At 65.5% G+C, this 16,642-nt stretch carries 14 protein-coding genes; 7 read left to right on the plus strand and 7 right to left on the minus strand.

Annotated features, from left to right (window positions below):
* Nucleotides 1–15: 15 nt before the first annotated feature.
* From purS to DV733_RS02300, 4 genes are all read left to right on the plus strand, one after another.
* On the plus strand, nucleotides 16–267 hold the full coding sequence (purS, locus tag DV733_RS02285) for a phosphoribosylformylglycinamidine synthase subunit PurS (RefSeq protein ID WP_049993573.1): 252 nt from the start codon (nucleotides 16–18) through the stop codon (nucleotides 265–267).
* Nucleotides 264–944 carry a phosphoribosylformylglycinamidine synthase I gene (gene purQ, locus DV733_RS02290; RefSeq protein WP_049993574.1) on the plus strand — a complete coding sequence of 227 codons (681 nt, stop codon included), beginning with the start codon at nucleotides 264–266 and terminating at the stop codon, nucleotides 942–944. The genes purS and purQ overlap by 4 nt, the downstream gene beginning before the upstream one ends.
* A 73-nt stretch (nucleotides 945–1,017) precedes the next feature.
* Entirely contained in the window at nucleotides 1,018–1,734 is a 717-nt protein-coding gene (locus DV733_RS02295) for an ABC transporter ATP-binding protein (RefSeq protein WP_049993575.1), read from the plus strand.
* Entirely contained in the window at nucleotides 1,731–2,990 is a 1,260-nt protein-coding gene (locus tag DV733_RS02300) for an ABC transporter permease (RefSeq protein WP_049993576.1), read from the plus strand. Before DV733_RS02295 ends, DV733_RS02300 begins: the two co-directional genes overlap by 4 nt.
* A 139-nt stretch (nucleotides 2,991–3,129) precedes the next feature.
* Here DV733_RS02300 and hflX read toward each other — a convergent pair whose 3' ends face one another.
* The 4 genes from hflX to acs all read right to left on the minus strand — a co-directional run bounded on the left by hflX (nucleotide 3,130) and on the right by acs (nucleotide 9,086).
* Nucleotides 3,130–4,443 carry a GTPase HflX gene (hflX, locus tag DV733_RS02305; RefSeq protein ID WP_049993577.1) on the minus strand — a complete coding sequence of 438 codons (1,314 nt, stop codon included), beginning with the start codon at nucleotides 4,441–4,443 and terminating at the stop codon, nucleotides 3,130–3,132.
* A gap of 58 nt (nucleotides 4,444–4,501) precedes the next feature.
* The gene (locus tag DV733_RS02310; protein WP_049993578.1) at nucleotides 4,502–5,686 is read right to left on the minus strand and encodes an alpha-hydroxy-acid oxidizing protein; all 1,185 of its coding nucleotides are present in this window, start codon (nucleotides 5,684–5,686) and stop codon (nucleotides 4,502–4,504) included.
* A gap of 217 nt (nucleotides 5,687–5,903) precedes the next feature.
* Nucleotides 5,904–6,965: a phosphotransacetylase family protein gene (locus DV733_RS02315; protein ID WP_049993579.1), complete on the minus strand. Its 1,062-nt coding sequence runs from the start codon at nucleotides 6,963–6,965 to the stop codon at nucleotides 5,904–5,906.
* Between the two features lie 24 nt (nucleotides 6,966–6,989).
* Nucleotides 6,990–9,086, minus strand: a complete 2,097-nt coding sequence (gene acs / locus DV733_RS02320) for an acetate--CoA ligase alpha subunit (protein WP_049993580.1) — start codon at nucleotides 9,084–9,086, stop codon at nucleotides 6,990–6,992.
* A 181-nt stretch (nucleotides 9,087–9,267) separates the two neighbouring features.
* On the opposite strand from acs, the gene dacZ reads away from it, so the two are divergent.
* Nucleotides 9,268–10,077, plus strand: coding sequence for a diadenylate cyclase DacZ (dacZ, locus tag DV733_RS02325; RefSeq protein ID WP_049993581.1), 810 nt, complete (start codon nucleotides 9,268–9,270; stop codon nucleotides 10,075–10,077).
* Nucleotides 10,077–10,895 carry a mechanosensitive ion channel domain-containing protein gene (locus DV733_RS02330; protein ID WP_049993582.1) on the plus strand — a complete coding sequence of 273 codons (819 nt, stop codon included), beginning with the start codon at nucleotides 10,077–10,079 and terminating at the stop codon, nucleotides 10,893–10,895. Before dacZ ends, DV733_RS02330 begins: the two co-directional genes overlap by 1 nt.
* Before the next feature lie 436 nt (nucleotides 10,896–11,331).
* Here DV733_RS02330 and DV733_RS02335 read toward each other — a convergent pair whose 3' ends face one another.
* The 3 genes from DV733_RS02335 to DV733_RS02345 form a co-directional block, all read right to left on the minus strand.
* A complete protein-coding gene (locus tag DV733_RS02335; RefSeq protein WP_049993583.1) occupies nucleotides 11,332–11,865 on the minus strand; it encodes an acyltransferase in 534 nt (177 codons plus the stop codon).
* A 62-nt stretch (nucleotides 11,866–11,927) separates the two neighbouring features.
* Nucleotides 11,928–13,238, minus strand: a complete 1,311-nt coding sequence (gene purD / locus DV733_RS02340) for a phosphoribosylamine--glycine ligase (protein WP_049993584.1) — start codon at nucleotides 13,236–13,238, stop codon at nucleotides 11,928–11,930.
* A 49-nt stretch (nucleotides 13,239–13,287) separates the two neighbouring features.
* Nucleotides 13,288–14,391: a site-2 protease family protein gene (locus tag DV733_RS02345; protein ID WP_049993585.1), complete on the minus strand. Its 1,104-nt coding sequence runs from the start codon at nucleotides 14,389–14,391 to the stop codon at nucleotides 13,288–13,290.
* A 122-nt stretch (nucleotides 14,392–14,513) separates the two neighbouring features.
* On the opposite strand from DV733_RS02345, the gene DV733_RS02350 reads away from it, so the two are divergent.
* Nucleotides 14,514–16,640, plus strand: coding sequence for a thioredoxin domain-containing protein (locus DV733_RS02350; RefSeq protein ID WP_049993586.1), 2,127 nt, complete (start codon nucleotides 14,514–14,516; stop codon nucleotides 16,638–16,640).
* Nucleotides 16,641–16,642 lie beyond the last annotated feature (2 nt).

Below are 16,642 nucleotides of genomic sequence, written 5' to 3' on the forward strand. Positions count from 1 at the left end.
ACGGCCGCTTCAGTAATGACGCAGTTCACCGCGACGGTGACGGTTCGCCTGAAAACAGGGGTCCTTGACCCCGAAGCCGAGACGACCCAGCGCGCGCTCGAACGCCTCGGGTTCGAACTCGAAGACCTGCGGTCGGCCGACCACTTCGAGATCGATCTGGAAGCCGATTCCGTCGACGACGCTGCCGAGCGCGTCGAATCGATGGCCGAACGCCTGCTCGCGAACCCGACCATCCACGACTACGAGGTCGAGATCGACCACCGATGACTATCGCAGTAATTCGGTTCGGCGGCAGCAACTGTGACCGCGACGCCGTCCAGGCGCTGGAGTCGATCGGCGTCGACGCCGAACTCGTCTGGCACGAGGACGGCCTCCCCGCCGAGGTCGAGGGCATCGTCCTCCCCGGCGGGTTCTCCTACGGCGACTATCTGCGAGCCGGCGCGATGGCCGCTCGCTCGCCGATCATGGACGAGGTTCGGGCGGCCGCGGATGACGGCACGCCCGTGCTGGGTATCTGTAACGGCGCACAGATCGGCTCGGAGTCCTCGCTCACCCCTGGGGCGTTCACGACCAACGAGAGCGCGCGCTTCCAGTGTGAGCACGTCCACCTCCGCGTCGAGAACGCCGACACGCCCTGGACGGCTGCCTACGAAGAAGGCGACGTCATCGAGCTCCCGATCGCTCACGGCGAGGGCCGTTTCGAGGTCGACGACGACCGACTCGAACAACTGGAAGCCGACGACCGGATCGTCTTCCGATACTGTGACGCCGAGGGTAACGTCACCCCCGAGGCCAATCCCAACGGCTCGAAACACAGCGTCGCGGGCGTCACGGGCGACCGCGGCGACCACGTCGCGGTCCTGATGCCCCACCCCGAGCGCGCCACGCTCGAAGATCTGGGTAACACCGACGGCGCGGGCGTTCTCGAAGGCTTCAGGGCCTGATCGGGACGGAGTTTCTGACTCTGAAGTGCGGTGTTCCTTTTTAAGCCCTCTGCAGCGGTACCGCCGGATAGCAATGAGCGACACTGCAGTACGGGTCGAGGGGTTAGCAAAGCGATTCGGCGACGTCCAGGCGCTGGGCGATCTTTCGTTTCAGGTTGCGCCGAACGAGATCTTCGGGCTCGTGGGGCCCAACGGTGCTGGTAAGTCGACGACGCTACGGATCATGTCGACGCTGCTGTCGGCCGACGACGGCGAGGTTTCGGTGTTCGGAGCCGACGTGACGAGCGCCCCAAATGCGGTTCGGGAGGCGATCCGCTACCTACCCGAGGAGGCCGGAGCCTACGAGAACCTGACCGGGCGCAGGTTCCTGCAATTCGTCGCCGGGTTCTACGCCGACGACCCAGGTGAGTTACTCGAGCGCGGCGTCGAACTCGCGGACCTGGGCGAGCGGATCACCGACAAGACCAGCGAGTACAGCAAAGGGATGACTCGCCGACTCCTGTTAGCGAGCTCGCTGATGACCGAGCCACAGCTCGCGATTCTGGACGAGCCGACCTCGGGACTGGACGTTCGCAACGCCCGGGAGGTCCGCGAGGTGATCAAAGACTACCCCAGCCCCGAGCGCAGTGTGATCCTCTCCTCGCACAACATGCTGGAAGTGGAGTACCTCTGTGACCGCGTGGGGTTGATCAACGAGGGCGAGATCGTCGCCGTCGGATCGCCGACCGAACTGGTCGCGGAATACGACGTCGAGAATCTCGAGGACGTCTTCATGGAGGTGACGGCATGAGCGACTTCCTCCGACTGGTGCGCAAGGAGGCCCGCGAACTGCTGCGGCCGCGATACGTCCTGCCGATCCTGTTCATCCCCGTTCTGTTCGTCGGGATGGGGGCCGGCTTCGGCGGCATCCAGGACCAGGCCGACCAGCAGGCGTCGGTCGGCCTCGTCGTCAACGACAGCGGCCAGTACGCCGACATGCTGGTCGAGACTTACGAGCAACAGACGAACGTCACCTACCGCGAGACCGACGTCTCGACCGACCGGGCCGTCCGGGACACCCGAAAGGCGGGCGGCTCGGCAGTGGTCGTGATCCCCGGGAACTTCTCCGAACGGGTCGCGAACGCGTCCGTTCCCGGACGCCTCGAAATCTACAGTCTCGTCGACGACGTCGGTCTCGGCGGGATCATCGAAGCGGGCAAGGGAAGCGCGCCGCTCTCGACGGCCAATCAGGCGATCGCTGCCAACGTCACCGGTGCGACGCCCGCGCAACTGGAGCCGGTCACCAGCGTCGAACGCACCTACGTCAAGGGAGTTCGGATGGATCGCTCGCCAGCGGTGCTCTCGAACACGATCTCCTCGCAGTTTATCTTCATCCCGATCGCGATCGTGATGGTGATCATCTTCTCCGGGCAGATGGTGATGAACTCGATGGGAATCGAAAACGAGAACAAGACCCTCGAAACGCTGCTGACGATGCCCGTCGCACGCCGGACGATCGTCGCAGCCAAGCTCGTGGGCAGTGCGTCTGTCGGGCTGTTCGGCGCGGGCGTCCTCAGCGTCTCGCTGTGGTACTACCAGTCGTCGCTGTCGCTCGGAGACGGTGGCGCCGGACTCCCCGAGACGTTCGCGCTGGGGCCGATCGACTACGTCCTGATCGGGGCGGCAGTCTTTTTCGCCATCATCGCGGCGCTGGCGATCGCGCTCTGTCTCGGCATCTTCGCCGGCGACCAGCAAGGCGCGCAGGTGCTCGTCTTCCCACTCGCGGTGCTGGCCGGCGCACCTGCGATGGTGTCGATGTTCTTCGACGTCACGACGCTGTCGCTGCCGCTGCGTGCGATCGTCTACGCGATCCCGTTCAGCTACCCCGCGATGGCACCCAAACAGCTCATGTTCGGTGACTCGACGCTCATCGTCCTCGGCGTCGCCTACGAAGCCGTCTTCGCGATCGCCATGGTCGCACTCGCGGTCAAACTCTTCAACTCCGACCGCGTCGTCACCGGCGACGCCGGCCGGCTGAGCGACATCTTCTCGTCGCTCCAGCGATAGGCTGACTCTACTCGCGCGGAGAATTGCCCCGCGAGCCCCTCTACTCTCGCGGCGAATTGCCCCGCGAGCCCCTCTACTCTCGCGATGTCAGTATCGCGCGAGCCCCTCTACTCGCGCGGCGAATTGCCCCGCGAGCCACTCACGCCGACGCTTCGACCAATTCACCCGCTTTCGCCCGTGACTGCTCGACGATAGCGGGTCGGCCCTCGAACTCGATGACGACCTGCTCGCCGTAGTCGACGTTTTCAACGGAGGCGTGGTCGTGGATCCACGAGACGAGGCTCATCGTCTCGTCAGTCATCGGGAGCACGAGCCGCTCACGCTGTAGCGCCGGCAACGCCTCGTCGATCCGCTCGCGCAGCCGATCGATGTTGAGCCCCTCTTTCGCACTGACTGCGACCGGATTGGGCGCGAGCGCGGCCAACGCCTCGCGCTTTTCCTGTAGTTCCTCGTCGTCAACCGTGTCGATCTTGTTCAGAACAGTGAGGATGGGCGCTTCGTTGCGCTCGTAGAGGGTGTCGTGAGAGGTGACGAGCTTCTCGCGAATCTCCTCGACAGACTCGCCGACGTCGACGACCAGCAGGACGAGATCGGCCCGGTAGACCGAGTCCAGCGTGGACTTGAACGACTCGACCAGCCAGTGTGGGAGATCGGAGATGAACCCGACGGTGTCGGTCACGAGCGCCTCCCGGCGGTCGAGGTCGGCCCGGCGGGTAGTGGTTCCAAGCGTCGTGAACAGGCGATCCTGACTCTCGGCCGTCGAGTCCAGGTCGGGGTGGAGACCCTCGTTCGCGTCGACGTCCAGATCCGCGGCGAGTCGCCGCAACAGCGTCGACTTCCCGGCGTTGGTGTAGCCCGCCAGCGCGACCAGATCGAAGCCCGACTCGCGGCGCTGCTCACGCCTGTGTTGTTCTGTCTCTTCGATCGAGCGCAGCTCCTCGCGGATGTTTGCGATCTGATTTTTGATGTCCTGCTCGCGCGACTCGTCGTACTCCCCCAGCCCCATGAAGCCCGGGCGCTCGTCGCGCTTTGCGAGGCTGGCCTTGGCCTCCGCTCGCGGGAGTTCGTACCGAAGTTCCGCGAGTTCGACCTGCAACTGGGCCTTGCGGGTCTGGGCGCGCTGGCCGAAAATTTCGAGGATCAGCCGGAATCGATCGAGGATTCGGACGCCCTGGGGGAGCTTGTTCCCGAGGTTGTACGTCTGGTAGGGTCCGAGCTGATTGTCGAAGATGACGACCGTCGCCTCGGTTCGGGCGACGACCGCGGCCAGTTCGTCGGCTTTCCCTTCCCCCAGGTGATAGGCGGGGTCTTCGGTCCGGGTCTGGGTCACCTCGCCGGCGACCTCGTAGCCCGCTGCACGGGCCAGATCCCGTACTTCGGTCGTGTCTGCGCTGCCGGAGTCGACTCGCTTGACGATCACGGCCGACTCGGCGTGAGTGTCTGTGTCCGTCACTTACCCCGACGTAGTAGACGACGCTATATAATTTTGTTTCAGGTCTGCCAGATGGGCCTCACTCCTGATCGCGGCGCAGGATCGATTCGTCGAGGTCCCCGACCACGGACTGGCCCGCCAGCCCCAGCGTCAGGTCGAGGTCGGCCAGGACGTTCGACACCACTGCGTCGACCCCGTCGGCCCCATCGAGTGCGAGCCCGTAGACGTAGGGGCGGCCCAGCAGCACCAGCTCCGCGCCGAGTGCGAGTGCGATCACGACGTCGGCACCCCGCCGAATCCCGCTGTCGTACAGCACTGCTGCGTCCTCGCCGATGGCCGCGACGACGTCGGGCAGTGCTTCGAGGGCCGGAATCGCGCGCCCCACCTGCCGGCCGCCGTGGTTCGAGACGACGACGCCGTCTGCGCCCGCGTCGACTGCTGATCGCGCGTCATCGGGATGGAGGATCCCCTTGACGATCACGGGCAGGTCGGTCTGCTCGACGAGCCATTCGAGGTCGTCCCAGGTCAGCGACGGATCGCCGAAGATGTCGACGAACTCTCGGATGGCGGCGAGTTCGTTCGCCTCGGGGTCGACATCGAGGCGGTCGCGAAACGCCGGGTCGTCGAGGTAGTTCGCCAGTCCCTCGCCATCGAGGAAGGGGAGGTACGCGTCTTCGATGTCGCGCTCGCGCCAGGCGAGCATCGGCGTGTCGACGGTGACCACCAGCGCCTCGTAGCCCGCGTCCTCGGCGCGCTCAAGCAGGCTCTTCGAGACCTCGCGGTCGGCGCTGGGATAGAGCTGAAACCACCCGGGCGCGTCGAGGTCGGCGGCGACGTCTTCGAGCGCGACCGAGGAGACGGTACTCAGGAGCATGGGGACGTCGTGTTCTGAGGCTGCTGCCGCGACTGCCGATTCGGCGTCTTCGTGGACGATCGAGAGCACCCCCACGGGTGCGAGCGCGACCGGCGTCTCGTAGGTCCGGCCGAACAGTTCGACCGAGAGGTCGCGCTCGGCGACGTCCTGTAACATCCGCGGAACGATCCGATACCGGTCGAAGGCTTCGCGGTTGCTCGCCATCGTCTCGCCGCCGCCCGCACCGCCAGCGACGTAGCCCGCTGCCTCGTGGTCGAGTGCTTCCAGGGCTGCGGCTTCGAGCTCCTCGTAGGCGACCGGAACGTCGGGCGTCACGTCGGCCATCCCCTGCATGTAGACGTCGCGCTGGCGACTCGGGCCCGGTCCCTCCCCTGTGCTATCATCAGTCATGCGACTGCGTGGTAGCGCCGCACGTATAGAAGTTGACGCCACAGCCAAAGGGAAACGGCGGGAGATGGGTTCCCGCGCGTGTGACACTACGGAGCCGATATGGCTCCAGGCTAGACTATGAGAGCCAGCCAAATAAGCGCCTAGCGTCGTTTCAGCGCTGATAGCGCGTCGAGCCGTGACTGCTGTGGCGGCGTTCGGGATTGCCGGGGGGGCGACGCTACTCGTCGAGCAGCGAGTCGACGTCGGCGTGATCGCCGAGCAGTTCCTGCATCCGCTCGACGGTCTTGGGATCGCGCGTCGGGCCGCTGCGCAGGACGTCCTCGGCGCGGTCGATCACCATCCGGGTATCGGACTGCAACAGCAACACGGGGACGCCCCGTTTCTCTGCCTTGCCCAGCACGGCGCCGGTCGGCCGGAAGCCGCCGCCGAGGATGATACACTTGATCCCCGAGGCTTCCAGCGCGGCCGTGACGATCTCCGCGCGGTCGCCCCCGGTGATCATCGCGGCGTTTTGCATCCGGCGGAACTGTGTCAGCGCACCCTCGGCGGACATCGCACCGACAGTAAAGCGCTCGATGAACACGTCCGTCGAGACGTCGCTGGTCAGCACTTCCGCACCGAGTCGCTCGGCAAGTTCGCCGACGGACATACCTGCGAGTTCCTTGACCCGCGGGATCACGCCCAGCACCGGAACGCCGCGGTTTTCGAGGAACGGCGCGACGTCCTGGGTGAGCTGGTCGAGGGCGCTGTCCGGCACGGCGTTGAACAGCACACCTGCGAGGTTGTCACCGATCTGGTCGGCAGCGGCGAGAATCTCGTCGACGTCGCCAGGCTCGTCGTAGCGCGAGATGAGGACGACCTTCGCGTCGATCAACTCGGCGATCTCCGGGTCCGTGAGATCGACGATCCCGCCGGTGGTGAGTTCGTCCGTGCCTTCCAGAACCATCAGATCGCGGCCCTCCGACAGCAGATCGTAGTTTTCGAGGACTCGTTCACGGAGTTCGTCGGACTGTTCGCGTCCGCGGATGGCCTCCTCGATGAACGTCGGCGTGTAGACGATCGGTTCGAGTTCGTGCATCTCCGCATCGAGGTCGAGCAACTCCCGCGCGAGCATAGGGTCCTCGTCGCGGGTCTTGCCAGTCGCACTTTGCAGGCGCGTGCCCTTCGGTTTCATGTAGCCGACGCTGTGGCCGGCCGCGTCGGCCAGTTTGGCCATCGCGAGGCTGACTGCTGTCTTGCCGGTCGCTTCTTCGGTCGAGGTGACGAGTAGTGGGTCCATAGTGGGTATTGCTCCTGAATGGTGTTATAGTTCTTCGTGGTCGATCGTCGCGCGAATGTCCACCGCCGAGACGCCGTCGGGCGCCGCGACGAGGGGGTTGATGTCCAGTTCGAGTATCGCCGGGAAGTCCGTCACGAGCTGTGAGAGGCGCTGGATCGTCTCGACGATCGCGGCCTCGTCGACAGGATCGCGGCCGCGCGCACCCCTGAGCAGCGGGGCGGAGTCGATCTCGTCGAGCATCTCGGTGGCTTCGGACTCGCTGACGGGCGCGACCCGGAAGGTGGCGTCTTCGAGCACTTCGACGAAGATACCACCGAGCCCGAACATCACGAGCGGGCCGAACTGCGGGTCGCGGTTCATCCCGACGATCGTCTCGGTTCCCGAATCGAGGTCGAGCATCTCCTGGACCTGCACGCCGAGGATGGTCGCGTCGGGCTGGTAGTTGCGCGCCCGGCTGATGAGGTCCTCGTAGGTCGAGGCCACTTCCTCGACGGGGACGTTCACCTCGACCCCGCCGATGTCAGATTTGTGCAGAATGTCCGGGCTGACGATCTTCATCACGACGTTGCCCTCGATGGTCTCGGCGGCCTCGACAGCAGCCTGTTTGTCCGAGACGATCTCACCTGTGGGCGTCGGAATGCCGTAGGCGTCGAGCAGATCCATCGCTTCGACGCCGAGTTTGTTCGTCTCACGCTCTTTGGTGCGTTCGAGGATCTCGCGAGCGCGCTCTCGGTCGACGTCGAACGCTGTGGGTTGGCTGTACTCTGCCTGTTTGACCTCGCTGTACTCCCGGAGCGCGTCGAGGCTCTTGACCCCGCGTGCGGGATCGAAATAGGAGGGGACGCCGACGTCGTCGAGGATTTCCTCGGCGTCGCGCGCGGAGTCTCCACCCATCAGACTCGCGGCGATCGGCGTCTCGTACTCCTGCTGTTTCTCGACGATGACCTCCGCCAGGTCCTCGAAGTCCATGACCGCGGTGGGACAGGCGACGACGATCACCGAGCCGACGTTCGGGTCTTCGAGGACGACGTCGAGCGCGTCGCTGTAGCGCTCGGTCGGGGCGTCCCCGAGGACGTCGACGGGATTGAAGATGTTCGCGGCCTCGGGCATCGTCTCCTCGAGACGTCCGAGGGTGTCGTCGGCGAACGTCGCCATCGAGAGCCCGGAGTCGCCGACGGCGTCGGTCGACATCACGCCTGGACCCCCGGCGTTGGTGACGATCGCGATCTCGTCACCGTCTGGCAGGGGCTGGTCTTCGAGGATCGCGGCGTAGTCGAACAGTTCCTGGACGGACTCGGCGCGGATGACGCCCGCCTGTTCGAGGCCGGCCTCGTAGGCGCGCTCGCTGCCGGCGATCGCCCCGGTGTGAGACGCCGCGGCGGACGCGCCCGCTTCCGTGCGGCCAGATTTGACGACGACGATCGGCGTGTCGTTCGTGACCTCGCGCGCGGCGTCGATGAACGCCCGGCCATCGTCGATGTCTTCGAGGTACCCGAGGATGACGTCGGTGTCGGGGTCGTCGCCCCAGTGGCGGATGAAGTCGCCCTCGTCGAGGACGGCCTTGTTGCCCACCGAGACGACGTTCTCGAAGCCAAGATTGCGGTCGCTGGCCCAGTCCAGCACGGCGGTGATGAACGCCCCGGACTGGCTCATAAACGAGATCGAGCCTTCCAGGGCGGACTGCGGGCTGAACGTGGCGTTCATCCCCACTGGCGTGGAGATGATACCCAGGCAGTTCGGCCCGACGAGGTTCATGTCGTACTCTTCGGCGATCGTCTTGAGTTGCTGTTCTCGGGACGCGCCTTCGCTGCCGGACTCACCGAAGCCGGCAGTGATGACGACGACGTCCGTGATGCCGGCCTCGCCGGCCTCTTCGATCGCGTCGATCACGATCGAGGGCGGGACGACCACGACGGCCAGGTCGACGTCGGGCGCGTCCAGGACGCTGTCGTAGGCAGACAGCCCGAATACCTCCTCGGTGTTGGGGTTCACGGGCAGAATCTCGCCTGTGAACCCAGACTGGAGGTTCTCCATGATGGCGCGCCCGACCGATCCTTCGCTCTCGGTCGCTCCGATCACGGCTACCCGGTCGGGGGAAAACAACGTATTGAGGTTACCCATCGTCTCCTCTATGGCTTGCCGGCGAACGCGGAAATACGTGTCTCTCCGTTCCGAGCGCCTGGGAATATACGGGATCGATCGTGAACGTCGCTCCGCTGGTCCGGGTACGAAGGTGACAGTCGGCAGACGGCTGTCAGACGCCGCCGGAACGCTTTTTTCGGTCCGCAGAGAGTTTCGGACAATGAGCGGTTTCGAGGACTTTCTGGACCAGTTCGCCGCCGACGTCGACGGAGCGTGTCTGTTCTCTCCAAGTTCGTCGGTCTACGAGTCGTTCGACGATCTCGACCGCCCGGTGGTCGTCGTCGGGCCGGAGAATACTGTCAGCGCCGACGATTTCGTCGAGTTACCGCTGGAGTTCAGCAACCCCACCGAACGCGTGCGCTTCGGGATCGAAGGCGCGGTCCAGCAGGGACTGGTCGACGAGGAGATGACCCTGCTATGTGCGCTCAAGAGCTTCGGCGACGACATCGACACCGTGATGCGCGTCCGCGCCGGCGAGTTCTCCCGGTCGGGCGTCTACGACCTGTTCGTCAACTCCCGGGCCGAATCGTCGGTCGTCCGGAACGTCCTGGAAGTCGCCGTCGAACTCGGCAAGAAAGGGCAGAAGGGCAAGCCCGTCGGCGCACTCTTCGTCGTCGGTGACGCCGGCAAGGTGATGAACAAGTCCCGGCCGCTGAGCTACAACCCGTTCGAAAAATCGCACGTCCACGTCGGCGACCCCATCGTGAACGTCATGCTCAAGGAGTTCTCGCGGCTGGACGGCGCGTTCGTCATCTCCGATTCGGGCAAGATCGTCTCGGCGTATCGCTACCTCGAACCCTCCGCCCAGGGCGTCGACATCCCGAAGGGGCTGGGGACCCGCCACATGGCCGCCGCGGGCGTTACGCGGGATACCAACGCCATCGCGATCGTCCTCAGCGAGAGTGACGGCCTCGTCCGGGCGTTCAAGGGCGGTGAACTGATTTTGGAGCTGGATCCGGAGGACTACTGATGTCGTCTGGGCATCGGTCGACGTATCCCGCACAGATCGACGCGCCGGGGCTGATCCGGGACCTGTTCTCGGAGAAGGGGGCGGTCGCCATCGCCGTCGTCGTTCTAGTCATCGGCGCGATCGCGGGCTATCTCGCCTGGCGCGGGACGCGGCGCTTTCTCGTCAGTCAGGGCGTCGACGACGCCGTCGAGGGGACGCTGTTCGAGCGGACCGTCAACAACGTCGGGCTCTCGACGGTCGGCATCCTCTCACAGCTGATGGCCCTGGCCGTCTACATCGTGAGTGTCATCGTCGCAGTCAACGTCGCCCAGATCGGCGACCCGCAGCTCTTCTGGACGCGCTTCGTCGACCTCCTCCCGCGGCTGTTCATCGCCGCACTCGCGATCATCCTCGGACTCATCGTCGGCGACAAAGCCGAACTCGTCGTCAACGAACGCCTCAAGAGCGTCAAATTACCGGAGGCGAGTCTCCTCGCCGAAGTCGTCAAGTACAGCATCTACTACATCGCAGCGCTCGTCGCACTCGGCCAACTGGGCGTCGCGACCGCCGCGCTGTTGATCCTGCTCGCCGTCTACGCCTTCGGGCTCGTGTTCCTGAGTGGGCTGGCCCTGAAGGACCTGCTCGCTGCCGGTGCTGCGGGGATGTACCTGCTGTTGACCCAGCCCTACAGCATCGGCGACGAGGTCAAGATCGACGGCACGCGCGGGATCGTCCAGGAGATCAACGTCTTCGTCACCCACGTCGAGAGCGACGGCGAGGAGTATATCATCCCCAACCAGCGCGTGTTCAAAAGCGGGATCGTTCGGATTCGGGGCTAGGTTTCTCTGGTTCTCTCTCGACTCGCTGGCTAGAAACCAATGACTGCCACCCTAACAACTCAGGAAAGCCCTCGACTCGCTGGCGGTCGCTGAGCGGGATATCTTCACTCACTGCGTTCGTTCAGATAGAGCCCCCTCAGCGACGCTCTTCACTCCGTTCAGCGCCAGACGAGTCTCACGGGTCGTACCTCCCCGTTCGACCTTCGTGGCCCTCCCTTCGGTCGCGCCACGCGAGTCTCGCCCTTTCGATCCACCAGGCACCGCACCACAGCACAGCGCCACACCCTCCCCAACCGATTCGCTCGCCAAAGGCTCGCTCATCCCTCGCACGACGCCGTTCTGCGGGCGACCCATGAGTCGCCCGCAGGGCCAGCGAGACCTCCGGTCTCGCCCCGACTCGCGATGAAACGCGAGCCGGCGCGCGCCTGACCGGATCTCACTCTTCTTCGGAGTCCTCGCCGTCGTTTGGTCGATCCACCACTTCCGCGGGCACACCCGCGACGGTCGCACCCTCGGGGACGTCTTGATCCACGAGCGAGTTGGCGGCGACCTGGGCGTCCGCGCCGACGTGGACGCCGGGGAGGATGATCGCACCCGCGCCGATCATCGCGCGCTCGCCGATGACGACCTCGCCGGTGCGGAACTCGTTCTGGAGGTACTCGTGACAGAGGATCGTCGCGTCGTAGCCGACGATGGCGTCGTCCTCGACAGTGATGAGGTCGGGCCAGAACACGTCAGGGGTGGCCGTCAGCGCCCACGCGACCCCGACTCCGACGTTCGCGCCGAGTCGTCGGAGGAGCCAGTTCTTGAGTTTCAGACTGGGGGAGTAGCGGGCGATCCAGACGACGATGAAGTTCAGCGTCACCCGAAGCGGGTGGCGCGTCTCGGGCCAGTGCATCAGGGAGTTACGCGGCCCCGGCGTGGCCTGTCTGGAGAGCCGATCGTAACGGGACGGTTCCTCGTCGGACACGCTCGGCGATTGGAGGTCCCCGAATAAGAAGCCGCCGGCTCTGTCCGACCGAAGTCGAGCGTCTATCGCAGTTCCTGCATGTGGTCGATCCGCTTTTGCACCAGATCGGGTTTGCCGATGTCGTGGCGCATCCGCAGGCCCTCCTCGCCCGCCTCAGAGAGCACCGCTTCGGCGATCTCCTCGGCCTCGGTGATCGTGTCGGCGACGCCGACGACGGCGAAGGATCGCGACGTGGTGGTGTAGATCCCGTCCTCGCGGTCGTCGACGCTTGCGTAGAAGAGGATGGCCTCGCCGTCGTACTCGCTGGCGATCTCGCGAGCGCCTTCCTCGTCGACGGTGACTTTCGCGCCGGCTTCAGGGTCGGTCGGGTAGCCATCGGGGACGGCGTACTTACAGACTGTGGCTTTCGGGGCGAAGGAGAGTTGCGGGAGCGTCTCGCCGTCGCGCGCCGCGGTCAGTACGTCGAGGAAGTCCGTGTTGAGCACGGGGAGAGTGTTCATCGCCTCGGGGTCGCCGAAGCGGGCGTTGAACTCGACGACCTTCGGACCCTCGGTCGTGAGCATGAACTGCCCGTAGAGGACGCCCTTGTACCCATCGAGGGCGTCGACGGTCGCCTCGATGACCTCGACGGCGGCCATGTAATCGTCGCGATCCATGAACGGGAGTTCGAGCGTCGCGTCGCTGTAACTTCCCATTCCGCCCGTGTTGGGACCTTCGTCGCCCTCGTAGGCGCGTTTGTGATCCTGCACGGCGGGCGTGACGCGAACCTCGCCGTTGGCGACGAGTGCCTGCACGGTGAACTCCTCGCCGACGAGTCGCTCTTCGAGAACGACCCGGTCGTAGTCGGATTTGCGGAGGTATGCTTTGGCCTCCTCGGCGTCGATCTGGTCGCCCATGACCCGAACGCCCTTGCCGCCAGTGAGGCCGGCGGGTTTGATCGCGAGGTCGCCGTCGTAGGAGTCGATGTACTCGCAGGCGGCCTCCATGTCCTCGAACGTCTCGAAGTCCGGGCAGCCGGGGATGTCGTGCTGGTTCATGAAGCGGCGCTGGAAGGCCTTGTCCGTCTCGATGCGGGCCTCGGCTTCCTGGGGGCCGAACGCGTAGATACCCGCCTCGTCGAGCGCGTCAGCCACGCCCGCGGCGAGTGGCGCTTCCGGGCCGATCACGGCGAGGTCGGCGTCGACGCTCTCGGCGTAGGTCGTCACGGCCTTGGGGTGGGTGGTATCGAGCGTCTCGAAGCCCGCGGCGATCTGGGTGATACCGGGGTTCTTGTTGCCGGCACAGGCGTACAGTTCACAGTCCGAATCGGCGAGCGCGCGAGCGACGGCGTGTTCGCGACCCCCGCCGCCGATGAGCAGCACGGTCTCTGTCATACCTGAGAGGCCGCAGCACTGTCAGTAAAGGGTTGCTGTTCGTCCCAGCCTACCCAGTGAAGACGATCGGAACGGGCGTGAAACAGAGCGCACCGAGCACCAGCGTCAGCAGGCCCACGGCTTTGCGCTGCCAGCCGACGTCGGAGCGATCGATGGGTGTCGCGCTCCCGACGCGGCTGAACACGAGCGCCAGGACCGCCCAGACGAGCCAGATTCCGACTGCGCGGCTGTCCCCGAAGAGGAAGACGCCGATCGCGAGTGCGAACAGCCCGGCGGGAACGACGAACTGGAATCGCTCGAAGCGCTCGCCGACCAGTGCACGCGTGACGTGCGCGCCGTCGAGTTGCCCGACCGGCAGGAGGTTCAGGAACGTGACGAACGCGCCGACCCATCCGCCGATCACGACCGGATTGACCATCAGCGAAGGGTCGGCGTAGGTCAGCGGCTCACCCAGGAACGAGGCGATCAGATGGATCAGTGGGGGATACCCCAGTTCGACCTCCCGCACGATCGCGTCCGGTCCGACCGTGACCGGCGGCAGCGAGACGCCGATTGCGGTGACGAGAACTGTGACGACCAGACCCGCTAGCGGCCCGGCGACGCCGATGTCGAACAGCGCCTTGCGACTCGGGAGGTGGTCTTTCATCCGGATCACCGCCCCGAAAGTCCCCAGCAGGTTCGGAATGGGGATGAAGTAGGGTAGACTCGCCTGTACGTCGTGATAGCGACTCGTGAGGTAGTGGCCGAACTCGTGGACGGCCAGCACGCCCAGGACGGCGGCGGTGAACGGCCAGGCCTGGAGTATCGACGCCGGGTCCGACTCGATCGAGAGGTCGTACCACTGCGAACCGGCGTATAGCGTCGTCGCGACGGTCGCGAGGAACAGGCCGATGTTCGTCCACGGGACGCCGTCGACGCCCGGGGATCGCTCCTCGGCGACGAGCACGTGTTCGCCTGTCTCGTACCGGATCGAGACGTGGTAACCCGCCTCGCGAAACAGCGGCGCGATCCGGTCGACGAGCCCGTCTTTCTGGACCAGCGGCTCGCCGTAGTACCGGACGGTGTCTCCGTCCGGTTCGACCTCGTAGACGTGGAACGCGTCGGCCAGGGCGTCCGGCTCTGGATAGTCCACTGGCGGCGTCGAAGTACCCACTGCCTCCCGCTATGGACTGGGATCCCATATACCTGTTCGCGGCTGTGTCGGCGGGCGAAAGAACCCGGAACCACGTTGCCGGGGCCGCCGCTGTTTACCGTCCGAGGACCGAACGTCGGGACATGAGCGACGACGCCGACCCCCTCGCCAGGAATCGTCTCGACGAGGAGGCCAGTCCCTACCTCCAGCAGCACGCGGACAACCCCGTCGACTGGCAGCCCTGGGACGAAACTGCCCTCGAGGCCGCTCGCGAGCGAGACAAACCCATCTTCCTCTCGATCGGCTACTCCTCGTGTCACTGGTGTCACGTCATGGAAGAGGAGAGCTTCGAGGACGAGACGACCGCCCGGAAACTGAACGATCACTTCGTCCCGATCAAGGTGGATCGGGAGGAGCGCCCGGACGTCGACTCGATCTACCAGACGCTCGCCCAGCTGGTCTCGGGCCGCGGCGGCTGGCCGCTCTCCGTGTGGCTCACGCCCGACCAGAAACCCTTCTACGTGGGGACGTACTTTCCGCCGGAATCGCGCCGCGGAACGCCCGGCTTCGGCGACCTGCTGGAGAAGCTCAGGAGTTCCTGGCAGAACGATCGCGACGAGATCGAAGAGCGGGCGACCCAGTGGACCCAGGCGATCGAGAACGAAGTGGCGTCGACGCCCGACCAACCGGGCGAACTGGGCGACGATCTGCTGAATTCGGCCGCCAACGCCGCGATGCGGACCGCCGACCGCGAACACGGCGGCTTCGGCTCCTCTGGGCCGAAGTTCCCCCAGACCGGACGGCTGCACGTCCTCCTCCGGGCGCACGAACGCACAGGTCGAGACGTCCTGCTGGACGTCGTCGAGGAGACGCTCGACGGGATGGCCGACGGCGGCATCTACGACCACCTCGGGGGTGGGTTCCACCGCTATTCCACGGATCGGGAGTGGGTCGTGCCCCACTTCGAGAAGATGGGCTACGACAACGCCGAGATCCCGCGGGCGTATCTCGCAGGGTATCAGGCCACCGGGAACGAGCGGTATGCGGAAGTGGTCGAAGAGACCTTCGCGTTCCTGCAACGGGAACTCCAACATCCCGAAGGCGGGTTCTACAGCACGCTCGACGCCCGGAGCGCACCGCCGGACGATCCATCCGCCGGGGACGAGGAAGGGGCGTTCTACACCTGGACGCCCGCGGAAGTTCGAGAAGCGATCGACGACGAGACCACGGCGGAGCTGTTCTGTGATCGCTACGGCGTCACCGAGGCCGGGAACTTCGAGCGGACGACCGTGCTGACTCGCAGCGCGTCGATCGCGGAGCTGGCCGAGAGTTACGACCTTCCCGAGAGTGAGGTCGAAGAACGGCTCGAAGACGCTCGCGAGCAAGCCTTCGAGGCTCGGGAAGAGCGGCCGCGCCCGAACCGAGACGAGAAGGTGCTGGCGAGCTGGAACGGCCTGCTCATCTCGGCACTCGCGGAGGGGGCGATCGTGCTGGAGGAGGACTATGTGGACGTGGCGGTCGCGGCGCTGGAGTTCTGTCGTGAGCAGTTGTGGGACGCCGAGGAGGAACGGCTCTCGCGGCGATTCAAGGATAGCGAGGTGAAGATCGACGGCTATCTCGAAGACTACGCCTTCCTCGCGCGTGGCGCGTTCGACACCTATCAGGCGAGTGGCGACGCGGCGCATCTCGGGTTCGCACTCGACCTGGCCGACGCGCTGGTCGAGCGCTTCTGGGACCCACAGGAGGGAACGCTGTACTTCACCCAGACCGGCGGCGAGAGCCTGATCGCCCGCCCGCAGGAGCTGAACGACCAGTCGACGCCCTCCAGTGCTGGCGTGGCCGCCGAGACGCTGCTCGCGCTGTCGCACTTCCGCCTCGATTCGGACTTCGAGGACGTGGCTTCGGGAGTGCTGTCGACTCACGCCGAGTCGATCGAGGGTAATCCCATTCAGCACGCCTCGCTAACGCTGGCAGCCGATCGCTACCGGAACGGATCGGTCGAGTTGACGGTGGCTGCGGATGACATGCCTGCCGAGTGGCGCGAGGTGCTGGCGAAGACGTACCTGCCGGCGCGGATTCTGGCCCGTCGGCCGGGAGACGATGGCGGGCTGGACGAGTGGCTGGTGGGGCTTGAGCTGGATGACGCACCGCCGATCTGGGCCGAGCGAGACGCGCGAGATAGCGAGCCAACCGTGTACGCCTGTCGGGACTTCGCGTGTTCGCCGCCGCAGCACGATCTCGATGCAGCGATCGAGTGGCTTCGAGAGTGAGT

Origin of the sequence: Halapricum salinum, from assembly GCF_004799665.1 — an archaeon.
Classification (GTDB): Archaea; Halobacteriota; Halobacteria; order Halobacteriales; family Haloarculaceae; genus Halapricum; species Halapricum salinum.